27 protein-coding genes are annotated in these 25196 nt (G+C 69.6%); 19 read left to right on the forward strand and 8 right to left on the reverse strand.

From position 1 onward, the window contains the following. Positions 1-84: 84 nt before the first annotated feature. Positions 85-1056: a LysR family transcriptional regulator gene (locus AC1HIL_RS09150; RefSeq protein ID WP_296738080.1), complete on the reverse strand. Its 972-nt coding sequence runs from the start codon at positions 1054-1056 to the stop codon at positions 85-87. 100 nt (positions 1057-1156) lie between these two features. Between AC1HIL_RS09150 and AC1HIL_RS09155 the strand changes: the two genes are divergently transcribed. Both AC1HIL_RS09155 and AC1HIL_RS09160 read left to right on the forward strand, forming a co-directional pair. Then, the gene (locus AC1HIL_RS09155) at positions 1157-2383 is read left to right on the forward strand and encodes a YbfB/YjiJ family MFS transporter (protein ID WP_479671656.1); all 1227 of its coding nucleotides are present in this window, start codon (positions 1157-1159) and stop codon (positions 2381-2383) included. 38 nt (positions 2384-2421) lie between these two features. Then, positions 2422-2775, forward strand: a complete 354-nt coding sequence (locus tag AC1HIL_RS09160) for a hypothetical protein (RefSeq protein WP_057593908.1) — start codon at positions 2422-2424, stop codon at positions 2773-2775. A 26-nt stretch (positions 2776-2801) separates the two neighbouring features. Here the strand turns inward: AC1HIL_RS09160 and AC1HIL_RS09165 are convergent, their stop codons facing one another. After that, positions 2802-3176, reverse strand: coding sequence for a RidA family protein (locus tag AC1HIL_RS09165; protein ID WP_479672753.1), 375 nt, complete (start codon positions 3174-3176; stop codon positions 2802-2804). 258 nt (positions 3177-3434) lie between these two features. Here AC1HIL_RS09165 and AC1HIL_RS09170 point away from each other — a divergent pair, with 258 nt between their 5' ends. Then, complete coding sequence (locus tag AC1HIL_RS09170) at positions 3435-3815, forward strand: hypothetical protein (protein WP_057597225.1); 381 nt, start codon at positions 3435-3437, stop codon at positions 3813-3815. A gap of 96 nt (positions 3816-3911) precedes the next feature. Here AC1HIL_RS09170 and dkgB read toward each other — a convergent pair whose 3' ends face one another. Continuing rightward, positions 3912-4736 (reverse strand): 2,5-didehydrogluconate reductase DkgB, encoded by an 825-nt coding sequence (gene dkgB, locus AC1HIL_RS09175; protein WP_479671657.1) that lies wholly within the window; start codon positions 4734-4736, stop codon positions 3912-3914. Between the two features lie 126 nt (positions 4737-4862). Further along, entirely contained in the window at positions 4863-6065 is a 1203-nt protein-coding gene (locus tag AC1HIL_RS09180) for an MFS transporter (protein WP_203204371.1), read from the reverse strand. Positions 6066-6304: 239 nt separating this feature from the next. On the opposite strand from AC1HIL_RS09180, the gene AC1HIL_RS09185 reads away from it, so the two are divergent. After that, positions 6305-6649, forward strand: coding sequence for a hypothetical protein (locus tag AC1HIL_RS09185; RefSeq protein ID WP_479671658.1), 345 nt, complete (start codon positions 6305-6307; stop codon positions 6647-6649). 59 nt (positions 6650-6708) lie between these two features. Here AC1HIL_RS09185 and AC1HIL_RS09190 read toward each other — a convergent pair whose 3' ends face one another. Then, positions 6709-7557 (reverse strand): alpha/beta hydrolase, encoded by an 849-nt coding sequence (locus AC1HIL_RS09190; protein WP_412179317.1) that lies wholly within the window; start codon positions 7555-7557, stop codon positions 6709-6711. Between the two features lie 216 nt (positions 7558-7773). Between AC1HIL_RS09190 and AC1HIL_RS09195 the strand changes: the two genes are divergently transcribed. Next, positions 7774-8409, forward strand: coding sequence for a 2-hydroxychromene-2-carboxylate isomerase (locus AC1HIL_RS09195; protein WP_261211351.1), 636 nt, complete (start codon positions 7774-7776; stop codon positions 8407-8409). A 25-nt stretch (positions 8410-8434) separates the two neighbouring features. On the opposite strand, the gene AC1HIL_RS09200 is transcribed toward AC1HIL_RS09195, so the two are convergent. After that, positions 8435-8752, reverse strand: coding sequence for a hypothetical protein (locus AC1HIL_RS09200; RefSeq protein WP_261211350.1), 318 nt, complete (start codon positions 8750-8752; stop codon positions 8435-8437). A gap of 70 nt (positions 8753-8822) precedes the next feature. Next, entirely contained in the window at positions 8823-9740 is a 918-nt protein-coding gene (locus AC1HIL_RS09205) for a LysR family transcriptional regulator (RefSeq protein ID WP_422098031.1), read from the reverse strand. A 194-nt stretch (positions 9741-9934) separates the two neighbouring features. On the opposite strand from AC1HIL_RS09205, the gene AC1HIL_RS09210 reads away from it, so the two are divergent. The 13 genes from AC1HIL_RS09210 (at position 9935) to AC1HIL_RS09270 (ending at position 22282) form a co-directional block, all read left to right on the forward strand. Beyond that, a complete protein-coding gene (locus AC1HIL_RS09210) occupies positions 9935-10654 on the forward strand; it encodes a pirin family protein (RefSeq protein WP_479671659.1) in 720 nt (239 codons plus the stop codon). A gap of 54 nt (positions 10655-10708) precedes the next feature. Further along, complete coding sequence (locus AC1HIL_RS09215; RefSeq protein ID WP_479671660.1) at positions 10709-11362, forward strand: hydrolase; 654 nt, start codon at positions 10709-10711, stop codon at positions 11360-11362. Between the two features lie 41 nt (positions 11363-11403). Continuing rightward, positions 11404-11691, forward strand: coding sequence for a DUF1427 family protein (locus AC1HIL_RS09220; protein ID WP_057597235.1), 288 nt, complete (start codon positions 11404-11406; stop codon positions 11689-11691). Between the two features lie 80 nt (positions 11692-11771). After that, positions 11772-13679 (forward strand): amidohydrolase, encoded by a 1908-nt coding sequence (locus AC1HIL_RS09225; RefSeq protein ID WP_422098238.1) that lies wholly within the window; start codon positions 11772-11774, stop codon positions 13677-13679. Positions 13680-13684: 5 nt separating this feature from the next. Continuing rightward, entirely contained in the window at positions 13685-14083 is a 399-nt protein-coding gene (locus tag AC1HIL_RS09230) for a DoxX family protein (protein WP_203204380.1), read from the forward strand. Further along, positions 14076-15662, forward strand: coding sequence for an MFS transporter (locus tag AC1HIL_RS09235; RefSeq protein WP_479671661.1), 1587 nt, complete (start codon positions 14076-14078; stop codon positions 15660-15662). Before AC1HIL_RS09230 ends, AC1HIL_RS09235 begins: the two co-directional genes overlap by 8 nt. Positions 15663-15714: 52 nt before the next feature. Then, positions 15715-16536: an alpha/beta fold hydrolase gene (locus tag AC1HIL_RS09240; RefSeq protein WP_479671662.1), complete on the forward strand. Its 822-nt coding sequence runs from the start codon at positions 15715-15717 to the stop codon at positions 16534-16536. Positions 16537-16628: 92 nt separating this feature from the next. Continuing rightward, positions 16629-17504 carry a diaminopimelate epimerase gene (gene dapF, locus AC1HIL_RS09245; protein WP_479671663.1) on the forward strand — a complete coding sequence of 292 codons (876 nt, stop codon included), beginning with the start codon at positions 16629-16631 and terminating at the stop codon, positions 17502-17504. After that, on the forward strand, positions 17501-18202 hold the full coding sequence (locus AC1HIL_RS09250) for a DUF484 family protein (protein WP_261211342.1): 702 nt from the start codon (positions 17501-17503) through the stop codon (positions 18200-18202). Before dapF ends, AC1HIL_RS09250 begins: the two co-directional genes overlap by 4 nt. Next, entirely contained in the window at positions 18199-18858 is a 660-nt protein-coding gene (locus AC1HIL_RS09255) for a YdcF family protein (RefSeq protein WP_479671664.1), read from the forward strand. The genes AC1HIL_RS09250 and AC1HIL_RS09255 overlap by 4 nt, the downstream gene beginning before the upstream one ends. Then, positions 18842-19888 (forward strand): tyrosine recombinase XerC, encoded by a 1047-nt coding sequence (locus AC1HIL_RS09260; protein WP_479671665.1) that lies wholly within the window; start codon positions 18842-18844, stop codon positions 19886-19888. Before AC1HIL_RS09255 ends, AC1HIL_RS09260 begins: the two co-directional genes overlap by 17 nt. Further along, entirely contained in the window at positions 19885-21108 is a 1224-nt protein-coding gene (locus tag AC1HIL_RS09265; protein ID WP_057597014.1) for a class I SAM-dependent rRNA methyltransferase, read from the forward strand. The genes AC1HIL_RS09260 and AC1HIL_RS09265 overlap by 4 nt, the downstream gene beginning before the upstream one ends. Positions 21109-21229: 121 nt before the next feature. Beyond that, on the forward strand, positions 21230-22282 hold the full coding sequence (locus AC1HIL_RS09270) for a CobW family GTP-binding protein (protein WP_093353350.1): 1053 nt from the start codon (positions 21230-21232) through the stop codon (positions 22280-22282). Between the two features lie 53 nt (positions 22283-22335). Here AC1HIL_RS09270 and AC1HIL_RS09275 read toward each other — a convergent pair whose 3' ends face one another. Next, entirely contained in the window at positions 22336-23784 is a 1449-nt protein-coding gene (locus AC1HIL_RS09275) for a YdgA family protein (RefSeq protein ID WP_479671666.1), read from the reverse strand. A gap of 362 nt (positions 23785-24146) precedes the next feature. Between AC1HIL_RS09275 and dksA the strand changes: the two genes are divergently transcribed. Beyond that, entirely contained in the window at positions 24147-25181 is a 1035-nt protein-coding gene (gene dksA / locus AC1HIL_RS09280) for an RNA polymerase-binding protein DksA (RefSeq protein ID WP_261211337.1), read from the forward strand. Positions 25182-25196 lie beyond the last annotated feature (15 nt).

Raw genomic sequence — 25196 nt, forward strand, 5'->3', positions numbered from 1 at the left:
GCGTCGTGGAAGGAAGTGTGGAGTCGCTCGATCGAGGAGTGAATGGCCGCGATTCGGCACTCACTCTTCCGCCGAACGAGCGAATCAGCCGGTGCGGCGCCTGGCGCGCGGGGTTTCGGCCTTGGGCGTGCAGACCCTGCACCAGTCCGCGAAACCCGCGCGCAGCTTGGGCAGCGCGAAGTCGACGAAGGCCCGCACCTTCGGCACCGACAGCCGGCCGTGCGGCACCACCAGGTGCACCGGCAGCGGCGGCGGCTCGTCCTGCGCGAGGATGATGCGCAGCCGCCCGTCGGCCACCTCGTCGGCCACGTGGTACGAGAAGGAGCGCAGCACGCCGCGTCCCTCGGCCGCCGAGGCCACCGCCGCGCGCAGGCTGTTGACCACGAAGCGCGGCGCGAACTGCACCGTGCGCGGCAGGGTGCCGGCACCGCTGTTGCCGCCCGCGGGCGGAAAACTCCACGAGTCGATGCCGAAGTGCGTCATCGCCACCACCTGGTGCTCGGCGAGGTCGGCCGGCACCGCGATGCGCGGATGCTTCGCGAGGTAGCGCGGCGAGGCCGTCGTGACGCGGCGCACCTCGCCCACCGGCAGCGCCACCAGCGTCGAGTCGGCCAGGTGCGCGATGCGCAGCGCCACGTCGATGCCCTCGTCTATCAGGTTGGCCGGGCGGTCCAGCAGGTGCAGCCGCACCGACACCGTGGGGTGCGCGTTCATGAAGGCGTCGAGGATCGGTCGCAGCAGCGCCTCGCCCACCGCGACCGCGGCCGTCACCGTGAGCCGGCCGCGCGGCGCCGAGCGTTCGCCGGCGGCCGCGATGTCCGCTTCCTCGAGGTCGGTGAGGATGCGCCGGCAGGCCACCGCATAGCGCTCGCCGGCATCGCTGAGCCGGATCGAGCGCGTCGTGCGGTGCAGCAGCTCGGCGCCCACATGGGCCTCGAGGAAGGCGATCGCGCGGCTCACGGCGGCGGGCGACTTGCCGAGCTTGCGGCCGGCACCGGCGAGGCTGCCTTCGGCCAGCGCCGCCACGAACACCTTCATGGCGTCGATGCGGTCCATGATTCTTCCTCTTCGCGAAATACTGAATGCCCGAGGATAGGGATTCATTCGCGCACCGGCAATCCGTAGCATCGAATCCATCGATTCGCCGGAGCACATCATGGCCACCCCCCGCAGTGCGGACGCGCGCACTGCCACCGCATCGCACCCGCGCGCCGCCTCCAACTGGCCTGCCATCCTCGCGGGCTTCTGCGCCACGCTCGTGGGCCTGGGCCTCGCGCGCTTCGCCTACACGCCGCTGCTGCCCGCCATCATCGACGCGCACTGGTTCGACGCCTCGGCGGCCACCTACCTCGGTGCCGCCAACCTCGTGGGCTACCTCGCGGGCGCACTGCTGGGCGGCCCGATGTCGGCGCGCTGGCCGGTGCGCGGCGTGCTGCGCGCGATGATGCTCGCCACCGTCGCCTCGCTCGCGGCCTGCGCCTGGCCGCTCGACTTCGCATGGTTCTTCGGCTGGCGCATCGTCTCGGGCATCTCGGGCGGCACGCTCATGGTGCTGGCCGCGCCCACCGTGCTCGCGCACATTCCGCCGCGCCAGCGCGGCCTCGCGAGCGGCCTGGTGTTCGCGGGCATCGGCCTGGGCATCGCGGCCTCGGGCACGCTGGTGCCGCTGCTGCTGCGCCAGGGGCTGGGCGCGACCTGGCTCGGCCTCGCGCTGCTGGCCCTGCTGCTCACCGCGCTCGCATGGAACGGCTGGCCCGCCGCGGCGCCGGCACCCGTGGCCACCGCGCACGCCGCCGTCGCGTGCAAGCCGGCCACCGGCGCGTTGCGCGCGCTCACCGTCTCCTATTCGCTCAATGCCGTGGGCCTCGTGCCGCACATGATCTTTCTCGTCGACTTCGTCGCGCGCGGTCTCGGGCAAGGCCTCGCGGTCGGCGCGCAGTACTGGGTGGTGTTCGGCCTCGGCGCGCTCGTGGGGCCGGTGCTCGGCGGCTGGCTCGCCGACCGCGTCGGTTTCGCCACCGCGTTGCGCATCGCCTTCGTGCTGCAAGCCGGCGCGCTCGCCTTGCCCGCGTTCGGCCTCATCGGCCATGGCGGGCTGATCGTGTCGAGCGCCGTGGTCGGCGCCTTCACGCCGGGCATCGTGCCGCTGGTGCTGGGCCGCGTGCAGGAGCTGCTCGCGCATCACCCTGCGATGCAGAAGCCCGCATGGAGCCGCGCCACCACCGGCTTCGCGGTGCTGCAGGCCAGCGGTGCCTACGGAATGTCGTGGCTGCTCGCGCACGCGGGCGGCGGCTACGCGCTGCTGTTTGCCGTGGGTGGCGTGGCGATCGTGCTGGCGCTTGTCACCGACATCGTCGCGCGGAGGCTGCATCCCACCGCCTGAGCTGGTTTCCCGCGGCGCATCGCTCTTACACTGGGGCGATGAAGCGAGCCCTGGAAGTCGAGCGCACCCTTCAGCCCGTGGTCGAGCTGAAGGAGCAGGGCGCCGCCTACGGCTACTCGGTACGCGCGCCGCGCTCCAAGGGCGTGATCCCGCCGAGCTCCTACCGCGACAGCGGTTTCGCCACGCTGCCCGACTGCCTGCGCGACGTGGCCAAGGCGCTGGGCGGCGACTTCAAGCGCATCTACATCCGGCTCGAAGGGCATTGCGTGGGCGAGCGCGACATCGTCGAGCTGCGCGATGCGCCCGATGCGGTGGCCGAGGCGTTGAAGGCGGCTTGCCTCGAGGCCGATGCGGCGGTGAAGCCCGTGGGCGATGCCGCGTCGAAGGACTGAGGAACCGGCACCGCCGGTGCGCGCATTCAGCCCGCTGCCGCGTCGCGCGCCACCGCGATGCACTTGATCTCCACCAGCAACCCCGCGTGCGCGAGCGAGTGCACGCCGATGCAGGTCCAGGCGCACTGGCCGCGAGGAAAGAGGCGGTCCTTCACCGCGCGAAACACCGGCATGTGCGTGGCCATGTCGACGTGGTAGGTGGTCATCTCGACCACGTCCTCGAAAGTGCAGCCGGCTTCGGCCAGCACCGTGCGCAGGTTGTCCCAGGCCGCGACGAACTGCGCCTCGGGGTCGGCGATGACCTCGAGTTCGGGCGTGCGGCCGACCTGGCCCGCGCAATAGACCGTGGCACCGACCTTGACGGCGGGCGCGTAGCCCGCGCGTTCGGCGAGGCGTTGCATCGAGGCGGGGATGATGAGTTGTCGTTCCGTCATGAGGGGGCGATCGTCGTTCGAGAGGAGCGATGGAGGCTACCGCTTCGGGTCGCGATGCAATTTACTGTGAGCGTTCGCCCCCGCAGATACACAGGCATACGCAACCGCGTTCGCGAGGGGCGTGCCGCTCAAACAATCACTTCCGTCAGCAGCAACAACCCTCTCCTTCCGCCACTGACGACTGTCCGTCTCCTTCTTTTTCTTCAACCTTCGAGAAAGTCCATCATGAAGTCTTCCGTCCTCCTCTCCGTCGCCGTCCTCGCTTCCGTGTTCTCGCTCGGCGCCAGCGCCGAGCAATACCAGGGCGTGCTGCAGTTCCAGTCGACCGCGAGCCGCGCCGATGTGCGTGCCCAGGCCGTGGTCGCCGCCCACAGCGAAGACCCGTACAGCGAAGCCGCCCAGGCCGGCGTGCCGCCGGTGTTCCAGAGCCAGGTCGCCCGTTCGGACGCCCGCTCGCAGGCCGTGGCCGCCGCACGTGCCGGCAACCTCTATGGCGACGTGAGCGGCGATGGCGTGGCCCGCGTCGTGGCCGGCAATGTCGACCGCCAGGCCGTGCGTGCCGAGGCGCGCGCCACGGCGGCGCGTGGCGTCAGCGAAGGTTCTTGATGCGGGCAGCATGCCGCGCCTCGGGCGCAGCAGCTCCAGCGTGCGGGCCGGCCTTCAGGGCGCGGCCCGCCGCGCTTTCTCTTTCTTCTTGTTCCCTCAATCCCACGCCGGCGACAACCCGGCCGGATCCGTCAGCCGCTCGCCACGGTCGAGCGCCGCGATCTGCGTCATCTCCACGTCGCTGAGCCGAAGCTGCCGCGCCTTCAGATTGCTCTCGAGGTTCGCGCGCTTGGTCGACGACGGAATCACCGCATAGCCCAGCTGCATCGCCCAGGCCAGCACCACCTGCGCCGTGGTCGCGCCATGCGCCTTGGCAATCGCCTCGATCGCGGGGTCGTGGATGACCTTGCCGTAGGCCAGCGTCATGTACGAGGTGATGTGGATGCCCTGGCTCTTCGCGAACTCGGCCACCTTGCGGTTCTGCAGGTAGGGGTGCAGCTCGACCTGGTTGGTGGCGATCTGCGCCGCGCCCACGGCCGCGATGGCTTCCTTCATCAGCGCGATGTTGAAGTTCGACACGCCGATGCGTTTGGTGAGCCCCTGCGCCTTGGCGTCGGCCAGCGCGCTCATGAACTCGGCCACCGGCACCGCGTTGCCGGGCGAGGGCCAGTGGATCAGCGTCAGGTCGACGTGATCGGTGCGCAGCTTCGCGAGGCTGTCCTTGAGGCTGGGCACCAGCTTGTCCTTGGCGTAGTTGTCGGTCCAGATCTTGGTGGTGATGAAGAGCTCGCTGCGCGCCACGCCGCTTTCGGCGATGGCCTGGCCCACCTCGGCTTCGTTGCCGTAGATCTGGGCCGTGTCGATGGTGCGGTAGCCGAGCTCGAGGCCGGTCTTCACCGAGTCGATGACCACCTGGCCCTTGAGGCGGAAGGTGCCGAGGCCGAAGGCGGGGATGGGGGAGGGGGTGTTGTCGTTGCTCATGGTTGGGTCCTTGGTTGAGAAGTACGTGGGTCGAATCGATCGACCGGTGAATGGATGGGTGGATGAAGGCGAAAGAAGGGAGAAGACGCCGCGCCCTCGTCGCGCGGCGCAGGCGCGCACCGCGCCTCAGTGTCCGACCGGCACCGGCCCCGAGGCGCGCACCGGGATGCCGCTGCGGCGGTCGAGCACGCCGCTCCACTGCGTGAGCGCCAGCGACACCAGCACCACCAGCGCGCCGATCCAGGGCGTGTGCATCAGGCCGAGGTGCGTGACGATCAGGCCGCCGGCCCAGGCCGCGCCGGCAATGCCGAGGTTGAAGGCCGCGATGTTCAGGCCCGAGGCCACGTCGACCGCCTGCGGCGTGAAGCGTTCGGCCTGCTTCACCACGTAGACCTGCAGGCCCGGCACGTTGCCGAAGGCCACCGCGCCCCACAGCAGCACCGCCACCACGGCAAACCACTTGTGCGGCGCGGCGAAGTTGAACAGCAGCAGCACCGCGGCCAGCAGCGCGAAGATGATCTTCAGCGCCGGGATCGGGCCGAGCCGGTCGGCCAGCTTGCCGCCCCAGATGTTGCCCACCGCCACCGACACGCCGTAGACCAGCATCACCCAGCCCACCGCGCCCGCGCTGAAGCCGGCCACGTCGGTCAGGATCGGCGCGAGAAAGGTGAAGGGAATGAACGAGCCGCCGTAGCCGATGGCCGTCTTGGCATACACGAGCAGCAGGCGCGGCTCGGCCAGCACCTTGGCCTGCTGCGCCAGCGAGGCCGGCGCCGTGTGGCGGATGTCGCTGGGCACGAAGATCCAGCTGCCCACGAAGGCGATCACGCCGAGCGCCGACACCGCGAGGAAGGTTTCACGCCAGCCGAAGTGCTGCCCGATGAAGGTGCCCAGCGGCACGCCCGTGACCAGCGCCACCGTGAGGCCCGTGAACATGATCGCGATCGCGCTGGCCGCCTTTTCCTTGGGCACCAGGCCGGTGGCGATGGTCGAGCCGATCGAGAAGAACACCCCGTGCGCCAGCCCCGTGAGGATGCGCGCGGCCACCAGCGTTTCGTAGCTCGGCGCCTTCCAGGCCAGCAGGTTGCCGACCGTGAACAGCGCCATCAGGCCCAGCAGCAGCGCCTTGCGCGGCAGCTTGCCCGTGAGCGCGGTGAGCACCGGCGCGCCGATGGCCACGCCCAGTGCATAGAGGCTGACCAGCAGGCCGGCGGAGGGAAGGCCGATGCCTAGATCGGCGGCGACGGTGGGGATGAGGCCAACGATGACGAACTCTGTGGTTCCGATGGCGAAAGCGCTGAGGGTTAGCGCTAGTAGGGCGATGGGCATGGGGCACTCCTTCTGGGATGTGAAGGAGTGTCTCGCGGCTATCTTTGCGGATAAATGGGGTTTAAGGCAGAAGATAGTTGCCTGTGGGTCAATTATTTGTGCGGATATCTCTTGTGCTCATCCGAGAAAAAGGGCGCTACTGAAATTCGGTGCAGATAGATACACTGCCCGGGTCGTGCCAAGTGGCGCGGCCGGGTTTGGAAGCCTGATGAACCTCTGCGCAACTAGGAGTCCATCACATGGCTGAATCCGTTTGCGCTTCCGCGCAATCTTCCGATCCCTCGACGTTTATTCGTCTCATGTCGCTCGACCTGAGCACCCTCGCACTCCAAACCTGCGACGACGCCGATCACCTCAACGAAGTCCTGCGCGCCTACACCGCGCTGGAAAAGCTGGTAGCACCTGCCGGCCTCCAGGATTGCGAAACCCTGGCCCCCACCCGCACCGAGCTCAGCGCCTTGCTGTATCTGCTCAACCAGGCCCTGATGTGCCGCATCGACACGATCCACGCCGCGGCCCTCACGCTGCGCGAGGCGATCGAAGACGCGAGCCAGCCCCCGACCCCGGCCATCGCCGCGCCATGAAAAAAGCCGCCGGCAGAACCGGCGGCTTTCACCAATAGATCAATCGGCGCGGCGCCAACTCAAGCCGCCATCGGCTCCGGCAACACCGAAGTCAACGCGAAGTCGATCAGCCGCAGCCAGGTTTCCTCCAGCCCCATGATGTTGTGGTGGTCGGAGTTCGCCACGGTCTTCACGCTCACGGGCGTGGGCCAGGCGTCGATGAGCTTCTGCGAGCGTTCGTGCAGCACGACGTCGTCGCGCTCGGCCAGCAGCACCTGGGTCTTGGCGGCGACCTCCTTGCTGTGCTCGATCGAATTGAAGCGATGGCGCAGCAGCAGCGACAGCGGCACGAGCGGAAAGCGCTTCTTCGCGACTTCGAGCATGGAGTCGTAGGGCGTCACGAGCTGCAGGCTCTCGAAGGGCTGGCGCGCCGACAGCTGGATGGCGACGCCGGTGCCGAGGCTGCGGCCGACGACGTGCAATCGCGCCTGCGGGAAGGCGCGGCGCAGGTGCCGCGCGAACTGCTCGGCGTCGGCCACGGAGGCGACCTCCGACGGGCTGCCCTGCGAATCGGCCACGCCGCGGTAGTTGATGGCGGCCATGCCGAAGCCCTCGGGCAGCCAGTGCAGGGCCTGGGCGGTCACGCGCACGTCCTCGCCGCGGCCGGCCAGGTAGAGGAAGAGGTCCTGCACGGCGGCCTCGCCCTGCGGGTGATAGACGTAGCCGCGCACCATGCCGCCGGGCACGGGGTGCGAGTAGGTGGAGAAGTCTTCCGACAGATGCACCACGGGCCGCTTGCGGGCATTGAAGAGGATGTGGCCCTGGCGCGTGGCCAGCAGGGTCCAGTAGGCGGCGAGGCTGCCGATGACGGCGGCCGAGGTCGACAGGGCGAAGCGGGCGATTCTTGCGTTGGTGTTGTATGAGGGCAAAGGGGCTCCCGAGAAAAAGGCCGGCGTTGTGTGACGCGGGCGGGAAGGCGATAGTTTCGCCGCGTTGGGAAGACAGCGCGTAGCGCGGTGTATGACGGTGTTCGCCGATGTACGGCGAGGTTGGCTGCGCGATGTGGAACACGGCGCCGCGCGACGCCGGTTTTTGTCGGCTTGCGCTGACGCCGGGCGCCAGGGCGCTGCAGATAATCCGGCCCCATGACGACCCTTGCCCTCGACTGCTTCTACAGCCTTTCCTCGCCCTGGGCCTACCTCGGTGGCCCGCAGTTGCAGGACATCGTGCGCCGCCACCACGTGCGGCTGGCGCTCAAGCCCTACGACTTCCAGGCGGTGGTGCCGCAGACCGGCGGCATTCCGCTGAAGACGCGGCCTGAGCCGCGCCGCACGTACCACGCGCTCGAACTGGCGCGCTGGCGCGACTACCTCGGCATGCCGCTGAACCTGGAGCCGGCGCACTACCCGAAGGGCGCGCCCAGCGACCCGAACTGGAACAAGTACGCGGGCTGGATGGTGATCGCGGCGCAGCTGCAGGGGCTCGATGCGCTGCAGCTCTCGCATGCGCTGCTGCGCGCGCTGTGGGCCGAGGAGCGCGACACGTCGGAGGCGGCGGTGCGCATCGCTGTGGCCGACGAGAACGGCTACGACGGCGCGACCCTGCAGGCGATGGAGCAGTCGGCCGAGGTGCTGGCCGTGTACCGCGCCAACAGCGCGGAGGCGGTGGAGCTCGGCGTGTTCGGGGCGCCGACCTTCATCCTCGGCGACGAGCGCTTCTGGGGACAGGACCGGCTGGGCTTTCTCGACCGGGCGCTCGACAAGCTGCGCGCGGCGGGCTGAGGCCCCCGGGCAAGGCGGGCAGGGCTCAGGCCGCGAGCCGCAGCCAGATCCACGCCTCGGGCGCCTCGTCGAGCAGGCGGCTGGCCTTCCAGATGTTGCGCCCGCGCAGGTTGGAACCGCACTCGAGGCCGAGCTGGCCGCCCTCGGGCGCGAAGAACTCCAGCAGGTTCGAGCTGCACCAGTCGATGCGCAACTGCAGGGTGTGCGAGCCGGCCTCGACCTCGGTCTCGAAGCGGCCGCCGTTGCCGATGGTGCCAGCCTCCTCGCCGTCGATCAGCACCTTGTACTTGCGCGTGAAATCCATGAAGCCGCTGTCGCGGCGCAGCACGATCCGTGTCCTCATGGTGCCGATCCTCGCTTGAAACCGTTCGCGCGCGAAGGCCGCTCATGCCGCATGCATGTCGGCCATCGGCTCATTGCACCCACATCGAGCGCGGCAGCAGCGCCGGCACCAGCGCCCGGTTGAGCCGCTCACGCCACCAGCGCAGCGCCTGGCCCTTCGCGCCGGTCTTCCACGCGAGCCAGAAGGCCTCGGGCGGACGCGGCTCCTCGGTAGGCAGTTCGACCAGGGTGCCGCGCGCGAGCTCGAGCGCGATGCAGGCGCGCGGCAGGTAGCCGTGGCCCAGCCCTTCGAGCTGGCAGGCGATCTTGGCGACCATCGAGGGCACGGTGATGCGCGGCTGCCCGGCCAGCAGGCCGACGGTGCGGTCCGACAGGGTGCGCGCGCTGTCGCCCACCACGATGGCGTTGTGCTCGAGCAGGTCGCCGCGCTGCAGCGCTCGGCCGATGCGCGTGAGCGGATGGGTGGGCGCGACGCAGAAGGCGAACTCGAGGCTGCCGACCTGCGTGGCCTGGTAGCCGCCGCCGGCCGGGCCTTCGCCCGCGGCGATGACGATGTCGGCGCGGCCTTCGCGCAGCGCCTCCCAGGTGCCGGTGAGGGCCTCGCAGCCGATGCGCAGCCGGGTGCCGCAGCGCAGGTCCTCGAAGGCGCGCACGTCGCCGATCAGCGCCTGGGTGGGAATCAGCGAGTCGTGCACCAGCCGCAACTCGGACTCGAAGCCGGTGGCGATCTGGCGCATGCGTGATTCGAGGTCGCTCGCGGCGCTCAGCAGCCAGCGGCCTTCCTTGAGCATTTCCTCGCCCGCGGCGGTGAGGGTGACGCGCGGGCCGTTGCGCTCGAACAGCAGCATGCCGAGCTGCTCCTCGAGCTTGCCCACGGCGTACGAGATGGTCGAGGGCACCTTGTTCAGGCGCGTGGCGGCGGCCGCGAAGGAGCCGTGGCGCGCGATGGCGTCGACGACCTCGATGGCTTCCAGGCTGAGCTTGAGCACGGGGCGGTTTCCTGTGGATGAGTACGAAGGTTGAACGATCGAAATAGATGATCGAAAACTTCGATCATAGAAGCTGAAAAGTTTCGCCGATGACCGGGTTTCGGCCCGCGATGATTGATCCATGCCTAGGGGATGATCCCCGAAAGCGATTGTGAATCACATCGATCAAAAACGTCATCGAAAGGTCATCAACCATGTTGGAACTTCGCGCCGCCGCCGACCGTGGAACCGCCAATTTCGGCTGGCTCCAGTCGCGCCACACCTTCTCCTTCGGCCACTACCACGACGCGCAACAGCAGGGCTTCTCCGACCTGCTGGTGATCAACGACGACCGCGTGACGCCGGGCCGCGGCTTCGGCACCCATCCGCACCGCGACATGGAGATCTTTTCGTACGTGCTCGAAGGCGCGCTCGAACACAAGGACTCGATGGGCACGGGCTCGGTGATTCACCCGGGCGACGTGCAGATGATGAGCGCCGGCACCGGCGTGCGGCACAGCGAGTTCAACGCCTCGGCCGTGGACCCGGTGCATTTCCTGCAGATCTGGATCGTGCCCGGTGCGCGCGGCGTGGCGCCGCGCTACCAGCAGGTGCACTTCGACGCCGAGCAAAAGCGCGGCCGGCTGCGGCTGATCATTTCGCCCGACGGCGACCAGGGCTCGCTCGCGGTGCACCAGGACGCCCGCGTCTACGCCGGCCTGTTCGACGGCGCCGAGACCGCCTCGCTGCAACTGGCCGCCGACCGCTATGCCTATGTGCACGTGGCCCGCGGCAGCGTGGAAGTCAACGGCCAGCGCATGGCCGAGGGCGACGGCGCCCGCATCCGCCTCGCGCAGCAGCTCGACTTTGCCAACGGCGACGACGCCGAGGTGCTGGTGTTCGACCTGCGGCCGAACGAGCTGCCGGCGCTCTGATTTCGTTTCTCCCCCTCTGTCTTTTTTTCAACCTCGTTTTTCAGGAGTCTTCCCATGTCCATCAAAGCCACCCCCACCGCCGGCGCCACCCTGCTGACCCCCACCGACCACACGCTGGTGATGATCGACTTCCAGTCGCAGATGGCCTTCGCCACGCACTCGATCGACGCGGTGAACCTGCGCAACAACGCCGCGCTGGTGGCGCAGGCGGCGGCAGGCTTCGGCGTGTCGACCATCCTCACGACCGTGGCCGAGAAGAGCTTCTCGGGCCCGATGTTCGACGAGATCACGGCCGCCTTCCCCGAGCAGAAGATGCTGGACCGCACCTCGATGAACACCTGGGAGGACGCGGCCGTGATCGAGCGCGTGAATGAGATCGGCAAGCCGCGCATCGTGCTCGCGGGCCTGTGGACCAGCGTGTGCATCGTGGGCCCGGCGCTGTCGGCGCTGGACCAGGGCTTCGAGGTCTACGTGATCGCCGATGCCTGCGGCGACGTGTCGGCCGAGGCGCACGAGCGCGCGATGCAGCGCATGGTGCAGGCCGGCGCGCGGCCGATGACCTCGCTGCAGTACCTGCTCGAGCTGCAGCGCGACTGGGCGCGCAGCGACACCTACGAACTCACGACCGGCATCGCGAAGAAGGTGGGCGGCGCCTACGGCATCGGCATCAACTACGCCAAGAGCATGTTCGGCGCCCACGAAGGCTGAGCCCCGGCAACGAACGGAACAACGAACAGAGAGCGCCGGCCATGAAGCCCTATGTCGTCTCCCTTGCGCTGGGCCTGCTGGTCGGCGTGATCTACGCGCTGTTCCAGGTGCGCTCGCCGGCGCCGCCGGTGATCGCGCTGGTCGGCCTGCTCGGCATCCTGCTCGGCGAGCAGCTCCCGCCGCTGGTGCGGCAGGTGTTCGAGCGGCCCGCGGCCACCTCGTGGCTGCATCACCAGGTCAAGCCGCATGTGTTCGGCGAACTGCCGAAGTGCGTGCAGCCCGAAGCGGCGAAGACCGCCGCCCACTCGTCCGACAGGAGCGATGCATGAGCACCCCCGACCCGCAACGCCGCCAGCTCCTGGGCGCCCTCGGCGCCTTCGCCGCCACCTCCCTCGCATCCACCCCGACCATGGCCAACACCCAGACCCCCGACCTCATCCTGCGCAACGGCCGCTTCACCACGCTGGACCGCGCCAACCCCACGGCCGATGCCGTGGCCATCAAGGACGGCCGCTACACCCGCGTGGGCCGCGCCGAAGACGTGCTGCCGCTGGCCGGCCCGAGCACCCGCGTGATCGACCTGCAGGGCCAGCGCGTGCTGCCGGGGCTGATCGACAACCACCTGCACATCATCCGCGGCGGCCTCAACTACAACATGGAGCTGCGCTGGGACGGCGTGAGGAGCCTGGCCGACGCGATGGGCATGCTCAAGCGCCAGGTGGCGATCACGCCGGCGCCGCAATGGGTGCGCGTGGTGGGCGGCTTCACCGAGCACCAGTTCGTGGAGAAGCGGCTGCCGACCATCGCCGAACTCAACGCGGTGGCGCCCGACACGCCGGTGTTCATCCTGCACCTGTACGACCGCGCGCTGCTCAACGGCGCCGCGCTGCGCGCCGTCGGCTACACCAGGGACACGCCGGCGCCGCACGGCGGCGAGATCGTGCGCGATGCCGCGGGCAACCCGACCGGCCTGCTGCTGGCCAAGCCCAATGCCGCGATCCTCTACGCGACGCTGGCCAAGGGGCCGAAGCTGCCCTTCGACTACCAGCTCAATTCCACGCGCCACTTCATGCGCGAGCTCAACCGCCTGGGCGTGACCGGCGCGCTCGACGCGGGCGGCGGCTTCCAGAACTATCCCGACGACTACGCCGTGATCCAGAAGCTGGCCGACGACGGGCAGCTCACGATCCGCCTGGCCTACAACCTGTTCACGCAGAAGGCCAAGGAGGAGAAGGCCGACTTCCTGAACTGGACCCGCACCTCGAAATACAAGCAGGGCGACGACTACTTCCGCCACAACGGCGCGGGCGAGATGCTGGTGTTCTCGGCCGCCGACTTCGAGGACTTCCGCGAGCCGCGGCCCGAGATGGGCCCCGAGATGGAAGGCGAGCTCGAGGAGGTGGTGCGCATCCTGGCGCAGAACCGCTGGCCCTGGCGCATGCACGCGACCTACGACGAGACCATCAGCCGCTCGCTCGACGTGTTCGAGAAGGTGAACAAGGACACGCCGCTGGCCGGCCTGAACTGGTTCTTCGACCATGCCGAGACGATCTCCGAGGAATCGATGGACCGCATCGCCGCGCTCGGCGGTGGCGTGGCGGTGCAGCACCGCATGGCCTACCAGGGCGAGTACTTCGTCGAGCGCTACGGCGCGGGCGCGGCCGAGGCCACGCCGCCGGTCAAGAAGATGCTGGAGCGCGGGCTCAAGGTCTCGGCCGGCACCGACGCGACGCGCGTGGCCTCGTACAACCCGTGGGTGTCGCTGTCGTGGCTGGTCACGGGCAAGACGGTGGGCGGCATGCAGCTCTACCCGCAGCGCAACTGCCTCGACCGCGAGGGCGCGCTGCGCATGTGGACCGAGAACGTCACCTGGTTCTCGAACGAGGAGGGCAAGAAGGGCCGCATCCAGGCCGGCCAGCTGGCCGACCTGGTAGTGCCCGACCGCGACTACTTCGGCTGCGCCGAATCGGAGATCGCCGACATCACGGCGCTGCTGACGATGGTGGGCGGCAAGGTGGTCTATGGCGCCGGGCGCTTCGCGTCGCTCGACGAGGGCGCGCCGCCGCCCGCGATGCCCGACTGGTCGCCGGCGCGTACCTTCGGCGGTTATGCCGGCTGGGCCGACACCCAGGGCGTGCACGGTGCCGAGGGCGCGCCGATGCAGAAGGTCATGCGCAACGCGGCGGCATCCTGCGGCTGCGCGAACAATTGCAACGTGCATGGTCACAGCCACGCGACGGCCTGGAGCAGCAAGCTGCCGATCGCCGACCTCAAGAGCTTCTGGGGCGCGTTGGGCTGCGCCTGCTGGGCGGTGTGATGGCGATGCGCTGGACCACTTCTTCGGCCGTGCGCTGGATCGCCTTGCTGCTGTTGTGCGCGGCCTACCTGCAGGGCGGGCTCAACAAGGCGATGGACTTCGACGCGGCGATCGCCGAGATGAACCACTTCGGCCTGTCGCCGGCCGGCCCGCTGGCCGCGGCGGTGATCGTGCTCGAGCTCGGCGCCGCGGCGCTGATCCTCGCGGGCTTCTGGCGCTGGCTCGGCGCGCTCGCGCTGGCGGGCTTCACGCTGATGGCGACCTTCGTCGCGCTGCGTTTCTGGGAGATGCCGCTGGGGCATGAGCGCTTCATGGCCGCCAACTCCTTCTTCGAACACCTGGGACTGGTCGGCGGCTTCGTGCTCGTGGCCTGGCTCGACCTCAAGGAACGCCGCGATGACTGAAGCCCTCAAGACCGCCAAGCCCGGCGCCTTCGCCCCGCTGCGCCAGCCGGTGTTCGCGGTGCTGTGGGCCGCCACGGTGCTCGGCAACATCGGCAGCTTCATGCGCGACGTGGCGAGCTCGTGGCTGGTGACCGACCTCTCGGCTAGCCCGACCGCGGTGGCGCTGATCCAGACCGCGGCCACCTTGCCGGTGTTCCTGCTGGCGATCCCGGCCGGCGTGCTGTCGGACATCCTCGACCGGCGCCGCTTCCTGATCTTCGTGCAGCTGGTGCTGGCGGCGGTCAGCGGCACGCTGCTGGTGCTCTCGCACACCGGCGCGCTCACGGTCGAGTACCTGATCGCGCTGACCTTCGTGGGCGGCATCGGCGCGGCGCTGATGGGGCCGACCTGGCAGTCGATCGTGCCCGAGCTGGTGCCGCGTTCGGACCTCAAGGGCGCGGTGGCGCTGAACTCGCTGGGCATCAACATCGCGCGCTCGATCGGCCCGGCCGCGGGCGGGCTGATCCTCGCGAGCTTCGGCGCGGCCGTGACCTACGGCGTGGACGTGCTGAGCTACGTGTTCGTGATCGCGGCGCTCCTGTGGTGGAAGCGGCCGGCGGCCGTCGACAGCGGGCTGTCGGAGAACTTCCTCGGTGCCTTCCGCGCCGGCCTGCGCTACACGCGCTCCAGCAAGGAGCTGCACGTGGTGCTGCTGCGCGCGGCGGTGTTCTTCCTGTTCGCGAGCTCGGTGTGGGCGTTGCTGCCGCTGGTGGCGCGCCAGATGCTCGGCGGCAGCGCCGGCTTCTACGGCGTGCTGCTGGGCGCGGTGGGCGCGGGCGCCATCGGCGGCGCGCTGCTGATGCCGCGGATGCGCGAGCGGCTCGATGCCGACGGCATGCTGCTGCTGGCCTCGGTGCTGACGGCAGCGGTGATGGGCGCGCTGGTGCTGGCGCCGCCCCAGTGGCTGGCCGTGGCGCTGCTGCTGGTGCTGGGCCTGGGCTGGATCGTGGCGCTGACCACGCTCAACGGCGTGGCGCAGTCGATCCTGCCGAACTGGGTGCGCGGACGCGGCCTGGCGGTCTACCTCACGGTGTTCAACGGCGCGATGGCCGCGGGCAGCCTGGGCTGGGGCCTGGTGGCGCAGCAGATCGGCGTGCCGTTCACGCTGGTGGCGGGCGCCGTGGGGCTGGTGGTGGCGGGGTTGATCTTCCACCGCGTGAAGCTGCCCGCGGGCGAAGCCGACCTGCAGGCCTCGAACCACTGGCCCGAACCGCTGGTGGCCGAGCCCGTGGCGCACGACCGCGGGCCCGTGATGATCCAGGTCGAGTACCGCATCCGCAAGGACGACCGGCCCGCCTTCATGGCCGCGATGAAGCGCCTGTCGCTCGAACGCCGCCGCGACGGCGCCTATGCCTGGGGCCTGCACGAGCACACGGCCGACCCGGAACGGATCATGGAATGGTTCCTCGTCGAGTCGTGGGCCGAGCACCTGCGCCAGCACCACCGCGTGTCGCAGGCCGATGCGGACCTGCAGGGCGAGGCGCTGCGCTTCCATGCGGGGCCGGGCAAGCCGGAGGTGCATCACTTCCTGTCGCTCTGAGCCTTCCTTCTTTCCCCTTCCGTTTCTTTCAACCCCTCACCAAGGAAAAACCATGACCACACTGACCCTTCGCGACGGCACCGAGCTCTACTACAAGGACTGGGGCAGCGGCCAGCCGATCCTGTTCAGCCACGGCTGGCCCCTGAGCGCCGACATGTGGGACAGCCAGATGCAGTTCTTCGCCGAACGCGGCTACCGCGCCATCGCCTTCGACCGCCGCGGCTTCGGCCGCTCGAGCCAGCCCTGGACCGGCTTCGACTACGACACCTTCGCCGACGACATCGCCGAGCTGATCGAGAAGCTCGACCTGAAGAACGTGGTGCTCGCGGGCTTCTCGATGGGCGGCGGCGACGTCACGCGCTACATCGCGCGCCACGGCTCGGCGCGGGTGGCGAAGCTGGCGCTGATCAGCGCGGTCACGCCGCTGTTCATGAAGACGGCCGACCATCCGGTGGGCCCCGAGAAGTCGCTGTTCGACGGCATCCGCTCCGGACTCGCGGCCGACCGGGCGCAGTTCCTCGACGACTTCAGCACCATCTTCTACGGCACCAACCGGCCGGGCGCGGCGGTGTCGCAGGGCGTGTTCAAGCAGACGCTGCAGATTGCGCTGCAGGCCTCGCTGAAGGCGACGATCGACTGCGTGACCGCGTTCTCCGAGACCGACTTCCGCCCCGACATGGCGAAGATCGACGTGCCCACGCTGGTGATCCACGGCGACGACGACCAGGTCGTTCCCTTCGAGGCCACGGGCAAGCTGGCGCACGAGCTGATCGCGGGCAGCCGGCTCGAGGTGTACGCGGGCGCGCCGCATGCGACCTGCACCACGCACCGCGACCGTGTGAACGCGGACCTGCTGGGCTTCGTGCAGGGCTGAGCGGGGGGCGGCCGGGCGCGGCGGCGGCGCCCGGCCGTTTTTCCTTTGGGCCCGCTGGCGCCAGGGCCGGTGCCGCTGGCGATAATCCGTCGATGCGAATCCGCTTTACCAAGATGCAGGGGGCCGGCAACGATTTCGTCGTGCTCGACGAAACCCGCGGCACGCTGGGCCTCACCCCCGCGCAGTACCGCTTCCTGGCCGACCGCCACTTCGGCGTCGGCGCCGACCAGATCCTCACGGTGCGGCCCGCGCGCGCCGCGGGCACCGACTTCCAGTACGTGATCCACAACGCCGACGGCGGCGAGGTCGAGCAGTGCGGCAATGGCGCGCGCTGCTTCATGCGCTTCGTGCGCGAGCACGGCCTGACCGACAAGGACACGGTGCGCGTCGAAACCCTGGCCGGCGTGATCGAGCCGCGCATGGGCGACGACGGCCGCGTGACGGTCGACATGGGCGCGCCGATCTTCGAACCCGAGCGCGTGCCCTTCGACACCGCCGGGCTCGACCCGCAGCCCGAGGGCGGCTGGCACACCTGGCACCTGGCGCTGGGCACGCAGGCCGAGAGCGCTATCGTTTCGGTAGCGGTGCTGTCGATGGGCAACCCGCACGCGGTGCAGCTCGTCGACGACGTCGAGACCGCGCCCGTGGCCGAGCAGGGGCCGCAGATCGAGCACCATCCGCGCTTTCCGCAGCGCGTGAACGCCGGTTTCCTGCAGGTGGTCGACCGCACGCAGGTGAAGCTGCGCGTGTTCGAGCGCGGCGCGGGCGAAACCCTGGCCTGCGGCACCGGTGCCTGCGCGGCGGTGGTGGCGGGCATCCGCCTCGGGCTGCTGGACCGCCGGGTCGACGTGCGGACGCACGGCGGCATTCTCACCATCGAATGGCAGGGCGAGGGCCGGCCGGTGCTGATGACGGGCCCGGCCACCACGGTGTTCGAGGGCGACATCGAGGTGCCGGACCTGCCATGACCTCCTTCACGAACAACCAAGACGCGAACGCCATGAACCCGATCACCGAAGACGACATCGCGAACTACCTGGCGAACACGCCCGACTTCTTCGAGCGCCATGCCCAGCTGCTGGCGCAGGTGCAGCTCACCAGCCCGCACGGCAACCGCGCCGTGAGCCTGCAGGAGCGCCAGGCCGAGATGCTGCGCGAGAAGATCAAGGCGCTCGAGCACCGCGTGATGGACATGGTGCGCCACGGCACCGAGAACGTGGTGATCGCCGACCGGCTGCAGCGCTGGACCGCCGGCCTGCTGACCACGCGCGACCCGCGCAGCCTGCCCTACCGCATCGCGGTCGACCTGCAGTCGCTGTTCCTGGTGCCGCAGACGGCCATCAAGGTCTGGGACTGCGGCACCGAATACCTCAACGAGGCCTATGCGCAGTGGGTCAGCGACGACGTGAAGGCGCTCGCGACCTCGCTGACCGCGCCGTACTGCGGCCTGAACGCGGGCTTCGAGGCGGCCAACTGGCTGCCCGAGCCCAATGCCGCGGCCTCGATCTCGCTGATTCCGCTGCGCGCCGAGCCCAATGCCCCGGCCTTCGGCCTGCTGGTGCTGGCCTCGCCCGACGCGCAGCGCTTCAACGCCGAGATGGGCACCGACTTCCTCGAGCGCATCGCCGAACTGGCCTCGGGCGCGCTGTCGCGGCTGCGGCCTTGATCCATCCCGTCGCGGCGCTGGGGCGCCTGTGGCGCCGGGTGCCGCGCGTGCTGCGGATCGCGGCCTGGACGGTGTTCGGCGTCGGCGTGGTGGTCTATGCGGCCGCCTGGACCGTGGTGTGGCAGGGCGCGCGCGAGGCGCTCGCCAACCCGCCGCAGCGCGCGGCCGACGCCGCGCTGGTGCTCGGCAACCGCGCCTACCTGCGCGGCAAGCCCAATCCCTGCCTGACCGGGCGCGTCGACGAGGGCGTGGCCCTGGCGCGCGCCGGGCTGGCGCGCGAGCTGCTGTTCTCGGGCGGAGTCGACACCGAGGACGGCCGCATCGAGGCCGAGGTGATGGAGCAGCATGCGCGCGCCGTGGGCCATACCGGGCCGATGCGGCAGGAGCGCGTGTCGAGCTCGACGCGGCTGAACCTCGCGCTGTCGACGCCGATGCTGCAGGCAGCCGGCGTGCGCAGCGTGATCGTGGTGTCGGAGCCCTACCACCTGTGGCGCGTGAAGCGGCTGGCGCGCAACAGCGGTTTCGACCGCGCCTTCGACGTGCAGTACGCGGCCGCGCCCTCGAGCTGCTGGCGACGCTGGGGCATGGTCTTCAAGGGCGCATTGCGCGAGCCGCTCGCGGTCGTGAACAATGCCGCGCATGGCTACCTCTTCTAGCGCGGCCGGGGCCGAGGCCCCGCCCGCCGACTCGGGCTGGATCGAGAAATACCTGGAGTACGTGCGCGTGGAGCGCCGGCTGTCGGCGCGCACGCTCGAGCTCTACAGCTACCACCTGAAGGAACTGGCGGCGAACGCGGCCGAGGCAAAGCTGCCGCTGGATCGCGTGCAGACCGCGCACGTGCGCCGCTGGATGGCGCAGCTGCATGGCTCGGGCCGCGAGCCGCGCGGCATCGCGCTGGTGCTGTCGTGCTGGCGCAGCTTCTACCGCTGGCTCGGGCACGAGAAGCTGATCGGCTTCAACCCGGTGCAGGACGTGCACGCCCCCAAGGCCGACCGCCCGCTGCCCAAGGCGCTGGGCGTGGACGACGCGGTGCGGCTGGCCGAGCTGCACGACACCGAGGCCGACCCCTGGACCGAGACCCGCGACCGCGCGATCGTCGAGGTGCTCTACGGCTGCGGCCTGCGCGTGAGCGAGCTCACGGGGCTCGACGCGCGCGCGAGCCAGACCGCGCGCGGCTGGATCGACATGGACGCCCACGAGGCCAGCGTGCTCGGCAAGGGCAGCAAGCGGCGCATGGTGCCGGTGGGCTCGAAGGCCATCGAGGCCCTGGCGGCCTGGCTCGCGGTGCGCGGCGACTGCGCGGCGCTCACGGCCGCCACCCTGCGCGAACCGGCCGAGGCGGCGGCGCTCTTCATCAGCGCCAAGGGCGTGCGCATGTCGTCGCAGGCGGTGTGGAAGCTGCTGCGCGGGCGCAGCCTCAAGGCCGGCCTGGCGACGCCGGTGCATCCGCACATGCTGCGCCATTCCTTCGCGAGCCACATGCTGCAGTCGAGCAGCGACCTGCGCGCGGTGCAGGACCTGCTGGGGCACGCGAACATCGCGACCACGCAGGTCTACACGAGGCTCGATTTCCAGCACCTGGCGCGCGCCTACGATGCGGCGCATCCGCGCGCGCGGGCCCGCGACGACGATGGCGGCAGTGGCAGCAGCCGTGGCGCCAGGAAAACTCCCGACAAGAAAACATGAAAACCCTCCGACTCAAGCCCGGCAAGGAGCGCTCGCTGCAGCGCCGCCATCCCTGGGTGTTCGAATCCGCCATCGCGCGCGGCGGCGCCGATGCCGGCGAGACCGTGCGCATCGAATCGCACGACGGTGCCTTCCTCGCCTGGGCGGCCTTCAGCCCCGATTCCAAGATCCGCGCGCGTGCCTGGAGCTTCGTCGAGACGCAGCGCATCGACGCGGCCTTCCTCGCGTCGGTGGTGGCGCGCGCGGTCGCGGCGCGCGGCCTGTTCGAGCTTCAGAGCGACGGCGTGCGGCTGGTGCATGGCGAGGCCGACGGCCTGCCGGGCCTGATCGTGGACCGCTACGGCGACACGCTGGTGGCGCAGTTCCTGTCGGCCGGCGTGGAGCGCTGGAAGGCCGTGCTGGCCGATGCGCTGCTGAAGGCGACGGGCCTGTCGAAGCTCTACGAGCGCTCGGACGCCAGCGGGCGCGAGCGCGAGGGGCTCAAGCCCGTGACGGGCTGGCTGCGCGGACAGGACGAGGCGACCGAGATCGTGATCCGCGAGCACGACTGGAAGCTGTCGCTCGACATCGCCACCGGCCACAAGACCGGCTTCTACCTCGACCAGCGCGACAGCCGCCGGCGCTTTGCCGAGATGGCGCGGCACCGGCGCTTCCGGCGCGTGCTCAACTGCTTCTGCTACACGGGCGGCTTCACGGTGGCGGCGCTCGCGGGCCTGAAGGCGGCGGACGCGGTGAAGGGCGCCTCGCTGGTGTCGGTCGATTCCTCGCTGCCGGCGCTCGAGCGCGCGCGCGGCCACCTGGCGCTCAACGGCTTCGACGCGGCGGCCGACGGCTTCGAGGCCGAGTTCCTCGACGCCAACGTCAACACCGTGCTGCGCGAGTTCCTCGACCAGGGGCGCAGCTTCGACGCCATCGTGCTCGATCCGCCGAAGTTCGCGCCCACGGTGGCGCATGCCGAGCGCGCCGCGCGCGCCTACAAGGACATCAACCGGCTCGCGCTCAAGCTGCTCGAGCCGGGCGGGGTGCTCCTGACCTTCTCGTGCTCGGGCGGCGTGGGCGCCGACCTGTTCCACAAGATCGTGGCCTCGGCCGGGCTCGATGCCGGCGTGGACGGCTACATCGCCGAGCGCCTGGGCGCGGCGCCCGACCATCCGATGACCATCGAATTCCCCGAGGGCGAGTACCTCAAGGGGCTGGCGGTGGTACGAAAACCCGCTTGACCGTGCCGGCCGAAGGGGGCTTGGCCCCCGCGGCAACGCAACTCAGTGGCACTGGCTACACTGCCCGCCAGTTTCCCGCTTTCCGATCCATTCCATCCGTTTTCCGCTTCCGGAGCACCCCATGGCCTTGATTCCCGCCACCATCCTCACCGGCTTCCTCGGCTCGGGCAAGACGACCTTGCTCAAGCGCATCCTGACCGAGGCCCACGGCCAGAAGATCGCGGTCATCGAGAACGAGTTCGGCGAGGAGAACATCGACAGCGACATCCTCGTGACCGAATCGAAGGAGCAGATCGTGCAGATGAGCAACGGCTGCGTCTGCTGCACCATCCGCGAAGACCTGCGCGAGGCGCTGCAGCTGCTGGCCGCCAAGAAGCGCCAGGGCCTGCTGGAGTTCGACCGCGTGGTGATCGAGACCACGGGCCTGGCCGATCCCGGCCCGGTGGCGCAGACCTTCTTCATGGACGACGAGATCGCCGAGAGCTACCTGCTCGACTCGATCCTGACGCTGGTCGACGCCAAGCACGCGCCGCAGCAGCTCAACGACCGCCAGGAGGCGCGCCGCCAGGTGGGCTTCGCCGACCAGATCTTCATCAGCAAGAGCGAGCTGGTGTCGGCCGAGGAGACCGAGGCGCTGATCCATCGCCTCAAGCACATGAACCCGCGCGCGCCGCAGCAGAAGGCGCATTTCGGCGACGTGCCGCTCAAGGACATCTTCGACCTGCGCGGCTTCAACCTGAACGCCAAGCTCGACATCGACCCCGACTTCCTGAAGGAAGACGACCACGACCATCACGACCATGACCACGCGCATGGCGAGCACTGCGACCATCCTTCGCACAAGCACGAGGGCCATGGCCACCATCACCACACGGACGACGACGTCAAGAGCTTCGTCTACAAGGCCGACCGCGCCTTCGACCCGGCCAAGCTGGAAGACTTCCTGGGCGCGATCGTCAACATCTACGGCCCGCGCATGCTGCGCTACAAGGGCGTGCTGAACATGAAGGGCACCGAGCGCAAGGTGATCTTCCAGGGCGTGCACCAGCTGATGGGCAGCGACCTCGGTCCCGAATGGGGCAAGGACGAGCAGCGCCAGAGCCGCATGGTGTTCATCGGCATCGAGCTGCCGCGCGAGATTCTCGAGCAGGGGCTCGAGCAGTGCCTGGTGTGAGCTGAGTTTTCCGAATGAAGAAAAGGCGCCGGCCGCGAGGCCCGGCGCCTTTTTTACTTGGCGGGCAGCTCGACGGGCTTGCCGATCAGCTTGAGCTGGCCGCCGCTGAATTCGACCTGGCTGGTCACGTCGTCGCCCGTGCGCTTGAGGTAGCCCTGTTGCTCGAACTGTTCGATCATCAGCGCAGCCATTTCGGGGGACGCGGCCTGGTCGCCGCTCGCGGTCCCGGCGATCTTCTCGATCCATTTCACCGGCAGCCGCGCGTCGGCCTTGAGCACGCCGCGCTTGAGCATCAGCGCGCTACCGGGCAGCTGCAGGTCCTCCTCGGTCACGCCGGCCATGGCGGCCGAATAGCTGAACTCGGCGCGCTGGCCATCGATCTCGAGCCGCAGCCGGTCGAGGCCGATCTCGGGGCCGTGGCTGGCCATGGTCTTGAGGTCGGGCGCGACCCGGTCGAGCAGCGCACGCAGCGCGGCCTGCGAGGCCTTGCCGCCGCGGATGCAGCCGTTGGCGGCGGCCGAGCGGGTCCAGATCTCGGCCAGCTTGCGGTAGGCGCCGACGTCGATGCGGCGCATGCTGCTGGCCATCTCGAAGTCGTCGATGCGCGTCGCGCCGACCGAGCCCGTGCCCTTGAAGGTGGCGGTGCCGGCGTAGAGGCCGTTCTCGATGGTGGCGTCGCTGGCGGCGTCGAGGCCCTGCAGCACGATGGCGGGGAAGGGCCTGGCGGGGGCGGCGTCGGGATCGGCCTCCCTGCCGGTCGCCGTGAATTCCAGCGCCTCGAGCCGGCCCGTGCTCTTGCCGGTGGCCAGCATCCAGCCGTGGCGGATGTCGAGGTCGGCCCGGGCGCCGAGCTTGCCCATCTTGAGGTTGACGCCGTTGCGCAGGTCCGCGGCCTCGAAGCCGGGCAGGGCGAGTTCGTAGTGCGCCTCGGTGCGCGCGCCGTCGACCCGTACGCGCAACTGCGCGCCCTGCCAGGAGACGCGGGTCCTGTCCTCGTCGACGAACTGGCCGGGCGCGAGCGCGATCTCGCTGGCGTAGCCGCCGTCGAAGCCGACCCGGGTGTGGGCGCTGAACGGCCGGGCGTCGCCGAACACCTTCCTGGCCTCGGCCTGGCCCTTGATGTCGAGCCGCAGTTCGCTGTCGATGGTGGCCGCGGCCAGGCTGCCGCCGGCCAGCGGGCCGTGGCGGATGGTGTCGCGAAAGCTCAGGCGCAGCGGCTTGGCCGGGGCGGGCGCGGCGTCCTCGCCGTCGTCGTCTTCCGAGGCGTCGGGCCGCGCGGCATCGGCCGGGCAGCCCAGTTCCAGCGTCACGGTGCTGACCGCGCCGAGGAAACCGCGCTCGTAGTCGCGCTCGACCACGCGCACCAGCGCGGTCTGCTCCGGCAGCTCCGCGAAGGCGTTGTCATAGACGGATTTCACCTTGTTGCCGGCCCACCAGGTGCTGCCGGCATAGGCCAGCGCGATCGCGGCGGCCAGGACTCCCAGGACGGTCTTCTTGCTCAAGTTCGGCTTTCTTGTAGGGGTATCCGGGGCCATGAGGCCCCTGGCGCCGGCCCTCCGCCGGCGCGGCGCGATGCTACCGGAGCGCCGTGGGGGTCAAACGCATCGCCCGCGCATTCGAGTTCTCTATACAATCGCGCGCCTGTTGAAAACGCCAGGTCCCCCCGCAAGGGGGCGGCAGGGGTCGACGACAGGAGGGCGCCGCATGTTTGCGGCGGGCTTTCGGGGGTATAACCCCGGGGTTCGCCGACCGGCGGATGCCCTCGACAACGTGGAGCCCGCGCGGCCGACCAGGTCCGCAGTGGCTCCCATGGGAGGAGACACCAGTGAAAGCGCGTTCCAGTTCGTCCAAGGAGCCAGTCACCGTGAAGAAGCCCGCCGCCAAGGCCACGCCAGCATCCAGGACCGACGCCACCAAGGCGACGGCCGCGAAGCCGGCTGTACCGGCGGCCAAGAAAGCATCTTCCGCGACGGCGACCGTGGCGAAGAAGGAAGGCGCCGCAGCGAAGAGCGTCAAGACAGAGAAGACCGCAACGCCCACGGCCAAGGCCGCGAGCGCAACGGCGAAGAAAGCAGTTCATCCCGCCACCAAGCCTGCCAGCGAGCCGGCGGCAAGCGTCCCGGCCAAGAGCGCGAGCAAGACAGCCAAAGCGGGTCCATCGTCCACCAAACCCGTCGGCCCGCGTGCCGTTTCACCTGTTCCCTCGATCCCCATGAAAAAAACGGCTGCCGCCTCTTCCCCCGCCCCGGCGACACCTTCGACCCCCGAGCCCGAAGTCGCCACGGCAACGGCCGCGCCCGCTCCCGCCCGCGGCGGCCGGGTGTCCCGCCTGTCGCAACTGACGGTGCCCTCGATGCCGCAATCGGTGGCATCGACCGCCGCCAAGTCCAGCTTTATCCAGACCGCCTCGCAGGCGCTGGTGCCGCCTCCCCCCGTGAATGTGAAGAAAGATCCGAAGTTGGCCAACAACTGGAAGACCAAGTCCGTCGAAGAACTCAGCGATGCCGAAGTCATCGCGATGCCCGATTCCGAGTACATGAACGAAAAGCAGATGGCGTTCTTCCGCCTGAAGCTCGTCGAACTCAAGCGCGGCATTCTCGAGAATGCCGGCGAAACCACCGAGCACCTGCGTGAAGACACGGTGGTCGTGCCCGATCCGGCCGACCGCGCCACCATCGAGGAAGAGCATGCCCTCGAGCTGCGCACCCGCGACCGCGAACGCAAGCTGCTGAAGAAGATCGAGCAGTCGATCCAGCGCATCGACGCCGGCGACTACGGCTACTGCGACGAAACCGGCGAGCCGATCGGCGTCGGCCGCCTGCTGGCCCGCCCGACCGCCACGCTGTCGCTCGAAGCGCAGCAGCGCCGCGAGCTCAAGCAGAAGATGTTCGGGGACTGAGCGCCGGTTCTCCGG

The organism is Variovorax sp. ISS6, assembly GCF_056523145.1.

Excerpts from the sequence above, each read along its gene's own strand:
- AC1HIL_RS09150 (WP_296738080.1), bottom strand. The coding sequence starts at position 1,056 with ATGGACCGCATCGACGCCATGAAGGTGTTCGTGGCGGCGCTGGCCGAA.
- AC1HIL_RS09155 (WP_479671656.1), top strand. The coding sequence starts at position 1,157 with ATGGCCACCCCCCGCAGTGCGGACGCGCGCACTGCCACCGCATCGCAC.
- AC1HIL_RS09160 (WP_057593908.1), top strand. The coding sequence starts at position 2,422 with ATGAAGCGAGCCCTGGAAGTCGAGCGCACCCTTCAGCCCGTGGTCGAG.
- AC1HIL_RS09165 (WP_479672753.1), bottom strand. The coding sequence starts at position 3,176 with ATGCAACGCCTCGCCGAACGCGCGGGCTACGCGCCCGCCGTCAAGGTC.
- AC1HIL_RS09170 (WP_057597225.1), top strand. The coding sequence starts at position 3,435 with ATGAAGTCTTCCGTCCTCCTCTCCGTCGCCGTCCTCGCTTCCGTGTTC.
- dkgB (WP_479671657.1), bottom strand. The coding sequence starts at position 4,736 with ATGAGCAACGACAACACCCCCTCCCCCATCCCCGCCTTCGGCCTCGGC.
- AC1HIL_RS09180 (WP_203204371.1), bottom strand. The coding sequence starts at position 6,065 with ATGCCCATCGCCCTACTAGCGCTAACCCTCAGCGCTTTCGCCATCGGA.
- AC1HIL_RS09185 (WP_479671658.1), top strand. The coding sequence starts at position 6,305 with ATGGCTGAATCCGTTTGCGCTTCCGCGCAATCTTCCGATCCCTCGACG.
- AC1HIL_RS09195 (WP_261211351.1), top strand. The coding sequence starts at position 7,774 with ATGACGACCCTTGCCCTCGACTGCTTCTACAGCCTTTCCTCGCCCTGG.
- AC1HIL_RS09200 (WP_261211350.1), bottom strand. The coding sequence starts at position 8,752 with ATGAGGACACGGATCGTGCTGCGCCGCGACAGCGGCTTCATGGATTTC.
- AC1HIL_RS09210 (WP_479671659.1), top strand. The coding sequence starts at position 9,935 with ATGTTGGAACTTCGCGCCGCCGCCGACCGTGGAACCGCCAATTTCGGC.
- AC1HIL_RS09215 (WP_479671660.1), top strand. The coding sequence starts at position 10,709 with ATGTCCATCAAAGCCACCCCCACCGCCGGCGCCACCCTGCTGACCCCC.
- AC1HIL_RS09220 (WP_057597235.1), top strand. The coding sequence starts at position 11,404 with ATGAAGCCCTATGTCGTCTCCCTTGCGCTGGGCCTGCTGGTCGGCGTG.
- AC1HIL_RS09225 (WP_422098238.1), top strand. The coding sequence starts at position 11,772 with ATGGCCAACACCCAGACCCCCGACCTCATCCTGCGCAACGGCCGCTTC.
- AC1HIL_RS09230 (WP_203204380.1), top strand. The coding sequence starts at position 13,685 with ATGCGCTGGACCACTTCTTCGGCCGTGCGCTGGATCGCCTTGCTGCTG.
- AC1HIL_RS09235 (WP_479671661.1), top strand. The coding sequence starts at position 14,076 with ATGACTGAAGCCCTCAAGACCGCCAAGCCCGGCGCCTTCGCCCCGCTG.
- AC1HIL_RS09240 (WP_479671662.1), top strand. The coding sequence starts at position 15,715 with ATGACCACACTGACCCTTCGCGACGGCACCGAGCTCTACTACAAGGAC.
- dapF (WP_479671663.1), top strand. The coding sequence starts at position 16,629 with ATGCGAATCCGCTTTACCAAGATGCAGGGGGCCGGCAACGATTTCGTC.
- AC1HIL_RS09250 (WP_261211342.1), top strand. The coding sequence starts at position 17,501 with ATGACCTCCTTCACGAACAACCAAGACGCGAACGCCATGAACCCGATC.
- AC1HIL_RS09260 (WP_479671665.1), top strand. The coding sequence starts at position 18,842 with ATGGCTACCTCTTCTAGCGCGGCCGGGGCCGAGGCCCCGCCCGCCGAC.
- AC1HIL_RS09265 (WP_057597014.1), top strand. The coding sequence starts at position 19,885 with ATGAAAACCCTCCGACTCAAGCCCGGCAAGGAGCGCTCGCTGCAGCGC.
- AC1HIL_RS09270 (WP_093353350.1), top strand. The coding sequence starts at position 21,230 with ATGGCCTTGATTCCCGCCACCATCCTCACCGGCTTCCTCGGCTCGGGC.